Below are 13,558 nucleotides of genomic sequence, written 5' to 3'. Positions count from 1 at the left end.
AATAATTCAAATGACATTATCAATTGCTTTATTTCAAATAGATATAATTTTTGGTGATCCAGAAGCAAATCAAAAAAATGTTAGAAACTTTTTCAAGGAAATAGACGAAAAAAAAGTTGACGTTATTGTGCTTCCAGAACTATGGACCACTGGTTACGATCTTACAAGATTGGATGAAATTGCTGATCCTAACGCAGAGGGGTCGATCGCATTTTTATCTGAATTAGCTCAAAAATACCAGGTGAATATAGTTGGAGGATCGGTTGCAAAACAGACCGACAAAGGCGTGACAAACAATATGCTTATTATCAATAGAGATGGTAAATTATTAAAGGAGTATGAAAAGGCACACCTTTTTCGTTTAATGAATGAAGAAAAGCATCTAATTGAAGGAAAAACAAACGGTTCATTCGAGCTGGAGAACGAATCAAGTGCTGGCGTTATTTGCTATGATATTCGTTTCCCTGAATGGATTCGCACACATATGCTTAATGGTGCTAAAATGCTTTTTGTTGTAGCAGAATGGCCTTTAGCACGGATCGATCACTGGAAGGCATTATTGATGAGTCGCGCAATTGAAAATCAATGCTTTGTAATAGCTTGTAATCGTGTTGGTTTAGATCCTAATAATCAATTCGGAGGGCATTCGATGATTATCGGACCGTGGGGAGAAATGATTATGGACGCAGGAGAAGTTGAAGGTATCTATTATGGAGAAATTAATTTAAAAGATGTAGATAAAGTTCGTGATACGATTCCTGTTTTTTCTGATCGCAGACCAGATATGTATCGATTATAACTATATAACAGAAAAATGAGAGGGAAGAATGTAGTTGCATTCTTCCCTCTCATTTATTACTATACTAGACAATCAGTTGTTTTGGTTTACGAACTAGACACATAATTCCTGCAATCAGATAGAAAGCTCCCGCAATAACACCTGTACCTAACGAAATAACCGCTACAAGAACTGCTGTTACAATAAACATAATCCCAGCTACTTTAGGTTTTTTATTCCCTCTTAATAAAACCATTGCAACGACACCAACTGCTATCGCTAGAATTGAACCGATCAATAGTATGATACCCGTTGTACCAAATGAATCAAGAAAGACTTGATAATCAGGCAATTCTAATTCAGGACTTTGTGCCATCATATCGTCGTAAAATCCCCTTGCTACATCCTCATTACTTTGTAACCAAACAATAATCCCACCAATTACAGCAAGAAAACCATATGCTAACGCTCCAATAATTCCTATTACTACTTCTGCTGTACGCTTCATCTAAAACATTCCCCTCTTTTTTCTTTATTTTAATGCCCTGCAACATCCCGTTTTGTAAAAGAAAACCAAGATGCAACTAAAAAAATAACATAATAAACTAATAAAATAGTAATAGAAAATGATAGACTCATTCCTTCTAGCATTTGAGTAGCACCCTCACGATATTGACTTAAGTCTGTATTTGCAAATAATATATATTTTGCAAAGCCATAGTCCGACGCAAAAGCAACAATCAAATTACCTGATAACATTAGAAATATCGCAAATCCAATTGCCATACTAGCATTGCGAAAGATTGTTGAGACCATGAGAGCAAATGTCGTCATCATTACTAAATTAACCATTTTATAACCAAAACCTTGCACAACTCCAGACATTAAATTCACTTCATTATAGCCACCATACTCATAAACGACCGTTGAAGGATTAACACCATTCATACCGAACAAAATTGCGCCCACTATCCACGAAAAGACAACTAAAAAAACAAGTAGTGTTAAAGCATAGAATAACACAGTAACATATTTAGCAGCCAGTATTTTCAAACGTGTAACAGGCCTTATTAACAGTAACTTAATCGTACCCCATTGAAATTCATTTGCTAATATACCTGCAGCAACGATAATAGTAAACAAACTAAGCAACATCGATAACTCAATGTTTTCATAAACAAATTGCATCGCACTATACTCAACAGGTGCAATATCATTCTCTAAATGATACATATTTTTATCAACATCTATGTAGACCGCTGATTCAGCATACTCTTCAGTCTCTGTTGTAGCAATTTCTTCTTGCATTTCCGCACGCCAATCATCACTATATTCTCTCGTTACATTATCATCCATGAAACGGGTAAGAAGTCCTCCTGCCAAAACAATGATAGCCAATAAACCAATCATAATCCATGTTGCCTTTTTTGCATATAGTTTCATATTTTCATTTCTTATTAGTTGTATAAAATTAACCAATTGTATTCTCTCCTATCAAAGCCATAAATTTATCCTCTAGATTTGTTTTATGCGCTTGAACGTAATAAATATTAATTCCTTCTGTCGCTAACTCTTTAACAATATCAGGTATAGATTTCCTATCAATAGATAAAATCAATGTCTCCTTATCTCTATTCACTTCTATTTCAAATCTACGTTCTATAAGTTCTTTAGCTTCTATTAAAGGTTCAGCCACAATATGAACTACTTGAACATCTTCATGATTACCTTCTTCATTAACGTTATTTATTGCAATTAACTCGCCATTTTTTATAATGCCAATCCGATCACACATCATTTCCATCTCAGCTAACATGTGGCTTGACACGATTACAGCTACGTTTTCTTCGGCTGCTAATTTGCGAATATAATGTCTAATTTCTTTAATACCTGACGGATCCAATCCGTTAGTTGGCTCATCTAATATTAAAATAGATGGTCGATGCAATAGAGCTTGCGCAATTCCTAAGCGTTGTCGCATTCCTAGAGAATAGCGACCAACCTTCTCTTTAATTGCATGTTCTAAACCGACAAGTTGGATAACTTCCATTATTCTATCTTCTGTCACACCAGGTACCATTCGTGCATAATGCACTAGATTCTTCCATCCACTCATAAATGGATACATCTCTGGATTTTCAACAATTGCACCCACTTCTTTAATTGCGTTTTTAAATTCAGATTTAATGCTCTTTCCCTGAATTAATACTTCACCGGAAGTTATTTTCATTAAACCGACCATCATTCTGATCGTTGTAGTCTTACCAGCACCATTTGGTCCCAAAAACCCAAAAACTTCACCTGGATAAATCGAAAAGTTCAAATTCTTAATAATTTGTTTCTTTCCTATCGTTTTTCTTAATTCAATTAATTGCATTGCTGGCTCTGTCATTTATATCCTCATCCCTTCTAAAAACAGTACTTAACAACTAATACGGTAAAAACATCCATTTCGTTTCACATTGCATTAAATATTTTTAAAAGTCGTTCTTAAGACCTATGAAATCCTTTGAAATCGTTTACTTCAAAATTTTCAAAAAATTTGCTAAAAACACTTGATATTTTCTTTGTAAGACATTATGATAATAAACATAACTTAATATGTTAAATAACCTTACACAATATTGAAAGGAGGATTTTAAATGAAAAAAATTGAAGCGATCATTCGTCCAGAAAAGTTTCAAGAACTACGCGACAAATTATCAGAGATTGGTATTGGGGGCTTAACCGTTACGGAAGCAGCAGGTACTGGTAAGCAAAAGGGACAAACAGGGGTTTTTCGCGGCACAACATTTCAGATACAATTACTCCCTAAAATTAAATTAGAATTGGTTGTTCCAGCAACACAGTTAGATGAAATAGTTGATCTAATTATTGCTACATGTAGTACTGGGAATATAGGTGATGGTAAAATATTTGTCTATCCAGTAGAAGACTCTATTCGTATTCGAACTGGCGAACGCGGTAAAGAAGCAGTTCTATAAAAAAGAGGAGGATTTTATATGCTTAAGAAAAGTGCACTTTTATTTTTTCTAGTTTTACTTATCGCATCACCTGCATACGCAGCGCCAACAACAGAGTCTTTACAACTATCTGTTGACCTTGTTTGGGTGATGTTAGCAGCAATCTTGGTATTCTTTATGCATGCTGGATTTGCAATGGTAGAGTCAGGATTTACAAGATCTAAAAACTCTCTAAATATCATCATGAAAAACTTCTTAACAATTAGTATCGCAGCTATTCTATTCTTCTTAGTAGGTTATGGAATTATGTTCGGTACTTCTCTTGGAACATTTATTGGTTCAGATGGCTTTTTACTTAGTGGCGTTGACGACATTGGATTCTTTGTTTTCCAAGCAATGTTTGTAGCAACTTGTGCGACAATTATATCTGGTGCAGTTGCAGAACGCATGAAACTTGGCAGCTACATTTGGATTGTTATTGCAATGACAGCATTTGTTTATCCTGTTGTAGGTCATTGGATTTGGCAAGGCGATGGTTGGTTAACAGCATTAGGATTTAGTGATTTCGCTGGATCTACTGTTGTTCACTTAACAGGTGCAGTTGGTGCATTAACAGTTGTTTTATTCCTTGGTGCTCGTAAAGGGAAATATGTTGGTAAGAAGATCAACGTTATTCCTGGTCACAATATTCCAATGGGTGCATTAGGTGTGTTTATTCTATGGTTAGGTTGGTTTGGTTTCAATGGTGGTAGTACATTAGCAGCTGACCCTAGTTTAGTTCCAATGGTTATTGGTACTACTTTACTATCAACATCTGCTGCGTTAGTAGCATCTGCAGCATATTCTAAATTACGTTTCAATCGTGTTGATGCATCACTTTCACTTAATGGTGTATTAGCAGGTCTAGTTGGTATTACTGCTGGTTGTGCTGAAATTTCATTAGGTGGTTCTATCATCGTTGGTTTAATCTCTGGCGTAATTTTAGTTGAAGCTATTACATTCCTTGATACAAAACTTAGAATTGATGATCCAGTTGGTGCCATTTCTGTACACGGAATTTGTGGTATCTGGGGTACATTAGCTATCGGATTCTTCTCTACAAATACTGGTTTATTCTATGGCAATGGTATCTCGCAATTAGGTATTCAAGCTGTTGGGGTTGTCGCAGTAATTGCTTGGACAATGGTAGTAGTTGGTCTATTCACTTTCATCCTTACTCGTTTCTCTTCTATTCGTGTATCAGAAGAAGAAGAAATCTCTGGTCTGGATTTCGCAGAGCACGGATCTAGTGCATATGCATTCAAAGACACATTATTAACTTCTGAACCTTCTCCATTACATGGTGAATTTGGTTTAGCAGATCGTTTGAATAGCTTACCTGAAAGTCAAAAAACATCTTAAATTTAAAAGGACGATTGCATAACTTATGCAATCGTCTTTTTTTAAATTCATCTTCTAACCTTCTGGTAATCCATACTTTCTTAAAGCGGCATGATACGTTGAGCCGATTCCTCGATCAAATGATAACGCATATGTAATACCCGCATGAACATAATCCTTTGCTAATCTGATTGCTTCTTCTACCACTTTCCCTTTAGCTAACTCCGCTGCAATAGCAGATGAATAACTACATCCCGCTCCACTTGTATGAATAGTATTTATTCTAGGCTGACTATACGAAGTAAAACTTCTTCCATCAAATAAAACATCGACGGCTTCACCATCCAATGCGCCACCCTTAATCAAAACATATCTTGATCCTAACTGATGTAATCTTTCTGCAGCGTCTTTCATTTTCGCTACAGTTTTAATTGGTTCTACTTCTAACAACTTTGCCGCTTCATGTAAATTAGGGGTAATAATTTTGGCAATTGGAATTAGTTTTTCTCTTACTGCAACTATCGCATCCTCATGTAATAACTGTGATCCCATTTTACCAATCATAACTGGATCAACCACAATATTATCAGTAGGCGCTTCTTCAAGTAATAATGCAACACGTTCAATAATTTCCTTCGAGAAAAGCATACCTGATTTTATAGCGTCCACCCCAACATGTTCTATAGCAGCATGATATTGCGCTTCTATCTCTTCGATTGAATGAATAAATATTCCATTATTCGTCTTAGAATTATTAGCAACAATTGCAGTGATCGCAGCCATTCCATACACATCTCGTTCTTGAAACGTTTTTAGATCAGCCTGAATACCAGCACTTCCTTGTGCTGCGGAACCAGCAATTGATAAAACACGTTTTATTGTCACAATAGATCACTCCAAACCTTTCACTATGTTAATACTCACCAAATAACGGAAACAAAGAACCAACCAATCATTACGAGCTGTATTACTACTTTCGAAATAGCTCCACCCAAAAATCCTAGCAACGAACCAATTGCTGCTCTTAAGGCCTCTTCCGTCGACCTTTTCTGAAGCATTTCAACTACAATGACTGCAAAAAACGGAACGATAATAATGCCAAAAGGCGGTACAATAAAGGAACCTACAATAACACCAATTCCCGCTACACGTTCTCCCCATTTACTACCCCCATATTTTTTGACAAAATAACTATTTGCGATTATGTCAGAAACAATCAAAATGATAGTCAATATTATCATTGCCAACCAAAAAAATCCGGATAGATCATTATTTATTAAAAAGTAATATAGTAAAAATCCAATCCATAACACAAGTGGAGATGGAATAATTGGATAAATAATACCGACAAAACTTAATATAAAACTAATAATGATCAGTAACCATATTATCAAATCCAAGTGGCACACCTCTTCCTTATATATTTACAGACAAAAACTCCCCTTCGAATCAGAAGAGGAGTTTTAATTCTTATGATTCAGCTAATTTATCAGCAAAAGCTTTTACATAAGGCGGTAAGTCGGGTGGACGACGACTTGAAATGATATGACCATCAACAACAACAGGTTCATCAAGCCAAATTGCACCACCATTTGTCATGTCATCTTTAATGCCTGGCGTACTTGTCACTTTAACATCCTGTAAGATATGTGCTGAAATAAGCACCCAACCCGCATGACATATTTGTCCAATTGGTTTCTTTGCTTGATCCATTGCTTTCACAAAATCAAGTACTTCTGGATAGCGACGTAATTTATCAGGTGCCCATCCTCCAGGTACAAGAATCGCATCATACGCATCAACATCTATATCCTTAAATGCTTTATCTGACTCGGCAGGAACACCATATTTACCTATATATATCTTATTTGCTTCCTTACCAACTAAATCAACTGTAGCGCCTTCTTCACGTAATCTTAATATCGGATACCATAATTCTAAGTCTTCAAAGTCACTTTCTACTAAGGCGATTACCTTCTTATTTTTTAAACGCATGATTTGCCTCCTTTTTATCTTAAGTCTATTCTATCAAACTTTTAAATTAAATTAGAATACTTCCTCTTATTATTGTTTCCCTAATGAGAAACCTTCAAACAATCTTCCTCCAAATGGCGCTAGAACTTCATCAATTATATTAACAATCTCTGCCTTTGTACCTGTTTGAAAGAAATCCTCAAATGCTTGTGTATACCTATTTGCAAAAGATGGATCATATTTTTTCAAAGCACGGTGGATCCATTTTGACTCACCAATCCATTGATGATTCGTACGCAAATAAAATTCAGGGATGAGTGGCGCTACACTCATCACAATACATATATCTTCTTCTCGTTTTTTACTGCCCAACAAGTCATCCACCATATCCGTTATCGTATACCGTCTTGTTTGAATCGTTTCCATTGACCATGAAGAAGGACCTTTATCAATTAATTCCTGTGCCTCTTCTTTTATTTTATCTATCATTCCTAAATCACGTAATACAAAACCATCGACAACCATACGTGGTAATGAGGATAATCCTTTAGCGGCATCCATTGCAATAAAACTTTTATAAGATGCAAGATTATGAACAAAAACTTCAATCGGCCAATCAAATTTGATTAGTGATTCTCTATAACTATAAGTTAAACTCTGGTCAAAAATAACAATATCTAAATCCGAGGTTTGTGTTGCTTCTCCGCGGACAACACTTCCTGCTAATAATGCCCCATCACAGTTTGGATACTCCATATCAACAAACTTTTTTGCTGCTTCTTTCGCTGGCAATCTTTTCATCAGAACCATCCTTTGTATACTTAGTCCAATCTAAGTATCTTATGCAAATGGCCCACTATTTTTTCCAATGAAAGCAATTGAATTCACAAATTTCTCCGACGCAACTGAATTTCATGACCCGCTACGCAAGCAAATGGGCTCCCTTTCTGCGGGCACAGCCTCAGCTAACTTGGTAAAGAAAAACACTTTACCAAGTGGATCTTCGGCTTCTGCTGTTCCCACTAGAGTGTCACCCATTTGCTTCCTCCGCTATTCTGAGGATCCAATTTAACACAGAATCATAACTCATTGTTTTTGATTCAATTTAGTCTATCAAATGAAATTGTCACTGCTTCTGCTGAATCACACTTTCTTGTATGACAAAGATTGCTTCGACAATAGTACATCATGCGAAGGAAAACGTTTTTAATGCAATAATTTTGGAGAAGTTTTTTATATTACTTTCCAGTCTGCTGCTAGCATGCTATATACGACGTGATCCAGATACTTGTCATTCACGTATTCTGCTTGTCTTAATTGGCCTTCCATTTTGAAACCAAGGCGTTCTGGAATCGCTCTACTTTTTTTATTCTCTACCGCTGCACGAATATCAACACGATTTAACTCTAAATCATTTATTGCATAATCTGTTAACCTTTTCGTAACCTTCGTCATAATTCCATAACCTTGATAGTCCTGTCCTAACCAATACCCAATATACGCTACTTTGTTAGTCCAATCTAATTCGTTATATCCCGCAATACCTACCATCTCGCCTTTGTATATAATAGCAGTATTTAATGATTGACGATCAACAAACCCCTTCATAGTAGCTTGAATAAATTTTTCACTATCTTTAACAGTATTCGTTTTGTCAACCCAAGCTAACCAATTTCTTAGATGTTCTCTAGATTGATCAACCAAAGCGAAAGTTCGCGGTGCATCTTGTAAGTCTAATAGTTTCAGTTCCAAGTCATCATCAATTTTATATGTGAACAAATCCTATCACCTCTTTTCTATAAAAATAGCATATTTAAATCAATTTATATAGAGAAATACTATTATTTCACAGAAACTGTTTTTCAAAACAGTAAGAAGCAGCTTTTCTATTACCTGAAATTACTTAAAAGTTCTTTTGTTGCTTTCTCAGGCGAAGAAGCTTGAGTGATAGCTCCTATAACAGAAACACCATCTGCCCCTGCAGAAATAATTGAGCCTACATGCTTTTGCTTAATTCCACCAATTGCAACTATTGGCGTGTTGCCAACTAAACTTCTAATACGAATAATTCCTTCTATATCAATAGGCTCTTTGGCATCCGATTTCGAAGTTGTAGTGAAAATCGGACCTACACCGATGTAATCAGCACCATTCTTCATCGCCTGGACAGCTTCTTTCTCATTCGTAGCTGATACACCTACTAGAAAGTCATTTGGGCAAAGTAGCTTTACTTTATCAATTCCAGCGTCTTCCTGTCCTACATGAACACCATCTGCTTTTATTTCTAAAGCTAAATCAAGGTCATCATTCACAATAAACGGCACCTGATATTTTCGACATAACCTTTGCATATCTTGTGCTAATTGCTTTTTATCTACTCCCGTCTTTGCCCCCATTCCTTTTTCACGGAACTGGAACATCGTGACTCCGCCCTTTAATGCTCCCTCCAAGATGGTCAAAGGAGAGTAGTGGTCACAATTATTGCTACCCATAATAAAATAAACGCGTAAATCTTTTCTTGTAAAGATCATATCTTAATCCTCATCTAGACTATCATGTGTTATATTTATTTTTTCTGAAACATGCTGTGCATTCGTTTCAAATAAAGCATCTAAAAAGGCTATCTGAAAACTCCCAGGTGCAGAAGCGTTTTGTCTTGCACGTTCTGCTGCTACATCATAAAAAGCCACAGCTGCTGTTGCTGCTAGTAATGGTTTTTCTCCGGTTGTTAAAAAAGCAGCTATAACCGCACCTAATAGACAGCCAGTTCCTGTTACTTTAGTTAATAATTGTGTTCCATTTGAAATAGTATATAATTCTTTACCATCTGTAATTACATCTTTCACACCAGTAACCATTACAGGCACACCCAATTGCTTAGCAGCATGAATGGCCACACTTCGATTATCAAGTGTACCGACAGAATCCACACCCCTTACTTCTGCTTTCGCACCAGATAAATTACTTATCTCTCCTGCATTACCTCGTATTAACGAAATCTTTACCTCTTCTAAAATACGTGAAGCAACTTCACTACGTAATGATGTAGCACCAACAGCTACAGGATCAAGCACCACTGGGATACCTTTTTCATTTGCAGCTTTTCCTGCGACTATCATTGCCTCTGCTTGATTACTAGTTAATGTTCCAATATTCAATAGCAAACCGTCAGCGTTTTTCGCCATCTCTCCTACCTCTTCGATTGCACTTGCCATCACAGGGGATGCACCGATCGCATATAGACCATTTGCAGTAAAGTTCACGACCACCTCATTGGTAATGTTATGTACCAATGGTTCTTTTTCTCTAACCAATTCAATCATTCTCGTAATCTTATTCATTATTTATTCCTCCTTCTTTTGATTTGGCAAACCTTGCAAGCGATGACCCCAATGATTTGTTGGACCGCTTCCTGTACCAATATTTAATGTATACCGAATCGCATCTGTAATAAACTGCTTACCAATCGTAACTGCATCTAATACAGGTTGACCTTTTGCTAATTCAGCTGTAATCACAGCCGAGAACGTACAACCAGTTCCATGCGTATGCTTTGTATACGTACGTTCTGCTTCTAATAAATGAAAAACTTGCTTATCATACAAAACATCAACCGCTTTACCTTCTAGATGTCCACCTTTGACAACTGCCGCAGCAGCCCCTAATTCATCAACGATGACCTTCGCTGCTTTCTTTAAATCTTCTACATCCTCAATCTTAAAGTTCACTAATATTTCCGCTTCTGGAACATTAGGAGTAACTATTGTAGCAAGTGGAATAAGTAAATCTCGAATCACTTGACGTGACTCTTTTTCCATTAAAGCATGCCCACTTGTCGCAACCATTACTGGATCAATCACATATGGTGAATCTTGCTTTTTAACATACATTGCAATTAATTCCATCATTTCTATTGTTGAAACCATCCCTGTTTTTATCGCATCTGGCGGTATATCATCAAACACTGCTTGCATCTGCTTTTCAATAAATCCAATTGGCATATGATGCAGATCACTAACACCACGCGTGTTTTGTGCAACTGCAGAAGTTAGAATACTCATTCCATATACTTCTCTTTCTTGAAATGACTTTAAATCAGCTTGAATCCCTGCCCCACCTGTTGGATCAGTACCTGCAATCGTCAGTGCTGTAGGTATTTTTATCATTAATACAACCCCTCTCCTTATTTAATTTAAACCTTTTTACAATAATCATATTAATTTTTTCCATACAAAAAACCGCCCCCAAAAATGGAGCGGTTTCCTTTTAATATATTCACAAATAGTATGCGAACGGGTCCCAACTCCACTTTCCTACGCTAGTATTACCTAGTTCAGGTTCAAAGGGACCAAAGAAAACTCTTTATCTCAGCCAAATGGCGCCCCTAGTGGATTACTAATTAAATTATACTTCTACTTAATCACGTCTAAACTTAATTGTCAAATAGATACATTTTCAGAAACAAAAAAACCTATGTAAATCAGCTAACTGATCAACATAGGTTTTATTTTAATTTAATTATTCATCCATTCGCCAATTAAGTCTCTATTTTCTTCAACCCATTCTCCAGCTCCATCAATAGGCTCTTCTGCATCTTCAACATAATTTATTAATTCACCAATTTGTTCGTCATTCATTTTCCAATTCTTAAACCATTGATCAACTTCTTCAAAATCCTCTTCAAAACCATGTCTAGTCGCATGATGAATTTTTTCAACGCCACCATAAATATTTTCAGGATCATCTAAGAATTTTAAATCATATTCTGAGAAAACCCAGTGTGGTGTCCAAAGTGGAGATACAATCGCCTCTTCATTTTTGATAGCTTGATCTATTGCTGCAATCATAGCAGGTTCAGAACTCGATAATAACTCATAATCAAGGTCATAAGCTGTGATTAATTCCTCTGTTACTTCCATCGTACCAGCTCCAGGACCAAATCCAGTAATTTCTGAATTAAATAATTCCTTGTTAGCATTTAAGTCTTCTACACTATTAATATCTTCAAGATACGAAGGAACTACTAAACCTACTTTTGCATTATCAAACCATGTTTCCTCAGAAAAATTAATAACTTCATTGTATTCTTCATAATAGTTTTTATCTTGGACCGGAAGCCAAATTTCTAAACTAGCATCCAGTTCCTGGCTTTCTAGTGCTTGCATTGTTGTTCCCATACCTATTACGGTTAGTTCAACGTCATATCCTTCATCTTCAAGAATATACTTCCACATATTCGTTACAGCAATGTTCTCAGCCCAATCAATTTGACCGATACTAATCGTTCCTTTATTAGTTTCTTCCTCACTACTCGTATCCTCTGCATTCTCGCTACCACAAGCCATTAGTACAGCAAATAGTGTTAAGAACAATAAACTCAATAACCCCTTTTTGACCTTATTCATTCTTACCCTCTCCTTGTTTCTATATATTTAAAACGTTAAAAACGTTTTATTAATTAAGTATTTATTTAACACAGTTTAGATAAAAATACTCTCTAATAGTTTTCATTAAAGAGCATTTTTATGAGACAATTATATTGCCTAATAATTCTCTAATCTTTAGGTAAAAATTCAAATATTTCTTCACTTCTTATACTTGAAACTAAACGCGACAACCAATTATAGTATACTTTTGACTCTTCTAATTGATCATACGTTTTTTTTGCCATCTCACTATCTTGTGGACTAGCAGTTTTGTCTTCAACTACCTCACTTAGCTCTAATTGGGATTGATTGATAGCCTCCATGTTTGTCTTGACTTCTCTTTCCCACATTTGACAGTAAAACGCCATAAACGATCGAAAAAAGTTTTTTTCAGCTACATAAGTATGTTTTCTACTTCCACGTGTGAACGTCTTTTTCACCATTTCAAATTCCTGAAGTTTACGTACGCTGGTGCTCATACTAGGCTTACTCATTTCTAATTCCTCACGCATTTCATCCAAAGTCATTTGATCTTTAAAATACATCGTAGCATATAAATTAGCTGCTGATGGTGTGACACCATAAAGATCCATCGTTTCTGTAATAGATCCAATCACTATATCTTGAGCCGCTTCAATTTGCTGTTTAGCTTTTGAATTCTCTTTATTATTCATTAAAGGCACCTTCTCCAAAGAATTAAATGAATTAAAATTATTCTTTATAGCTTTAATGTTAGCTACTATAAATTAAATGTCAAATGCAAACAGTCAAATTCAGTGCGTTTTATAGGTTAAAATCATGATAATATAGGTACTTAGAGCCTTTATAATATTTTTTTAATTGTTAATGCAAATTACTAATTCTTCTATATAAAATGAGGATTTTCAAATCAGCGATAGTGTTATATATATTCCTTAGCGCGAAATTAATCGCTTATTTGTTGTTCATTCAACGACTTTTTGACTTTGACACAATATAAGCATCATGTTAGAATTTATATAATTCAAAACGTTAAATATTTTTTTAACAAACTTAAT

16 protein-coding genes and 1 riboswitch are annotated in these 13,558 nt (G+C 35.6%); of the genes, 3 read left to right on the top strand and 13 right to left on the bottom strand.

The features are described 5' to 3' along the window. The first annotated feature begins 10 nt into the window (after positions 1–10). Positions 11–799, top strand: coding sequence for a carbon-nitrogen family hydrolase (locus DM447_RS01995; RefSeq protein ID WP_112179632.1), 789 nt, complete (start codon positions 11–13; stop codon positions 797–799). A gap of 64 nt (positions 800–863) precedes the next feature. On the opposite strand, the gene DM447_RS01990 is transcribed toward DM447_RS01995, so the two are convergent. Genes DM447_RS01990 through DM447_RS01980 form a run of 3 tightly spaced genes read right to left on the bottom strand, consistent with a single transcriptional unit; the run spans position 864 to position 3,170 of the window. Next, the gene (locus DM447_RS01990; RefSeq protein ID WP_112179630.1) at positions 864–1,286 is read right to left on the bottom strand and encodes a DUF4064 domain-containing protein; all 423 of its coding nucleotides are present in this window, start codon (positions 1,284–1,286) and stop codon (positions 864–866) included. A gap of 29 nt (positions 1,287–1,315) precedes the next feature. Continuing rightward, positions 1,316–2,257, bottom strand: a complete 942-nt coding sequence (locus DM447_RS01985) for an ABC transporter permease (protein ID WP_112179628.1) — start codon at positions 2,255–2,257, stop codon at positions 1,316–1,318. Continuing rightward, positions 2,250–3,170 carry an ABC transporter ATP-binding protein gene (locus DM447_RS01980; protein WP_112179627.1) on the bottom strand — a complete coding sequence of 307 codons (921 nt, stop codon included), beginning with the start codon at positions 3,168–3,170 and terminating at the stop codon, positions 2,250–2,252. Before DM447_RS01980 ends, DM447_RS01985 begins: the two co-directional genes overlap by 8 nt. A gap of 250 nt (positions 3,171–3,420) precedes the next feature. On the opposite strand from DM447_RS01980, the gene DM447_RS01975 reads away from it, so the two are divergent. Together DM447_RS01975 and DM447_RS01970 are read left to right on the top strand one after the other, a co-directional pair. After that, positions 3,421–3,762 (top strand): P-II family nitrogen regulator, encoded by a 342-nt coding sequence (locus DM447_RS01975; protein WP_112179625.1) that lies wholly within the window; start codon positions 3,421–3,423, stop codon positions 3,760–3,762. A gap of 18 nt (positions 3,763–3,780) precedes the next feature. Beyond that, complete coding sequence (locus DM447_RS01970) at positions 3,781–5,142, top strand: ammonium transporter (RefSeq protein WP_112179623.1); 1,362 nt, start codon at positions 3,781–3,783, stop codon at positions 5,140–5,142. A gap of 54 nt (positions 5,143–5,196) precedes the next feature. On the opposite strand, the gene thiD (DM447_RS01965) is transcribed toward DM447_RS01970, so the two are convergent. From thiD (DM447_RS01965) to cudC, 10 genes are all read right to left on the bottom strand, one after another. After that, the gene (gene thiD, locus DM447_RS01965) at positions 5,197–6,006 is read right to left on the bottom strand and encodes a bifunctional hydroxymethylpyrimidine kinase/phosphomethylpyrimidine kinase (RefSeq protein ID WP_112179621.1); all 810 of its coding nucleotides are present in this window, start codon (positions 6,004–6,006) and stop codon (positions 5,197–5,199) included. Between the two features lie 35 nt (positions 6,007–6,041). Then, entirely contained in the window at positions 6,042–6,521 is a 480-nt protein-coding gene (locus DM447_RS01960; RefSeq protein ID WP_112179619.1) for a DUF456 domain-containing protein, read from the bottom strand. 70 nt (positions 6,522–6,591) lie between these two features. Next, entirely contained in the window at positions 6,592–7,116 is a 525-nt protein-coding gene (locus DM447_RS01955; protein WP_112179617.1) for a type 1 glutamine amidotransferase domain-containing protein, read from the bottom strand. 69 nt (positions 7,117–7,185) lie between these two features. After that, complete coding sequence (locus DM447_RS01950; protein ID WP_332871750.1) at positions 7,186–7,896, bottom strand: nucleotidyltransferase domain-containing protein; 711 nt, start codon at positions 7,894–7,896, stop codon at positions 7,186–7,188. A 432-nt stretch (positions 7,897–8,328) separates the two neighbouring features. Next, positions 8,329–8,874 carry a GNAT family N-acetyltransferase gene (locus DM447_RS01945; protein ID WP_112179613.1) on the bottom strand — a complete coding sequence of 182 codons (546 nt, stop codon included), beginning with the start codon at positions 8,872–8,874 and terminating at the stop codon, positions 8,329–8,331. 110 nt (positions 8,875–8,984) lie between these two features. Further along, the gene (thiE, locus tag DM447_RS01940; RefSeq protein WP_112179611.1) at positions 8,985–9,626 is read right to left on the bottom strand and encodes a thiamine phosphate synthase; all 642 of its coding nucleotides are present in this window, start codon (positions 9,624–9,626) and stop codon (positions 8,985–8,987) included. Between the two features lie 3 nt (positions 9,627–9,629). Next, positions 9,630–10,436, bottom strand: a complete 807-nt coding sequence (gene thiM, locus DM447_RS01935; protein ID WP_162632536.1) for a hydroxyethylthiazole kinase — start codon at positions 10,434–10,436, stop codon at positions 9,630–9,632. Positions 10,437–10,439: 3 nt separating this feature from the next. Next, complete coding sequence (thiD, locus tag DM447_RS01930; protein WP_112179610.1) at positions 10,440–11,261, bottom strand: bifunctional hydroxymethylpyrimidine kinase/phosphomethylpyrimidine kinase; 822 nt, start codon at positions 11,259–11,261, stop codon at positions 10,440–10,442. A gap of 127 nt (positions 11,262–11,388) precedes the next feature. Next, positions 11,389–11,491: riboswitch (TPP riboswitch) on the bottom strand. Positions 11,492–11,609: 118 nt separating this feature from the next. Beyond that, complete coding sequence (locus DM447_RS01925) at positions 11,610–12,500, bottom strand: glycine betaine ABC transporter substrate-binding protein (protein ID WP_112179608.1); 891 nt, start codon at positions 12,498–12,500, stop codon at positions 11,610–11,612. Between the two features lie 149 nt (positions 12,501–12,649). Next, on the bottom strand, positions 12,650–13,195 hold the full coding sequence (cudC, locus tag DM447_RS01920; protein WP_112179606.1) for a choline uptake/conversion transcriptional regulator CudC: 546 nt from the start codon (positions 13,193–13,195) through the stop codon (positions 12,650–12,652). Positions 13,196–13,558: the final 363 nt, after the last annotated feature.

The sequence above is a fragment of the Paraliobacillus zengyii genome, from assembly GCF_003268595.1.
Taxonomy (GTDB): domain Bacteria; phylum Bacillota; class Bacilli; order Bacillales; family Amphibacillaceae; genus Paraliobacillus_A; species Paraliobacillus_A zengyii.
The sequence above is the reverse complement of the archived record's forward strand: the minus strand, read 5'-3'. Positions and strand labels throughout refer to the sequence as shown.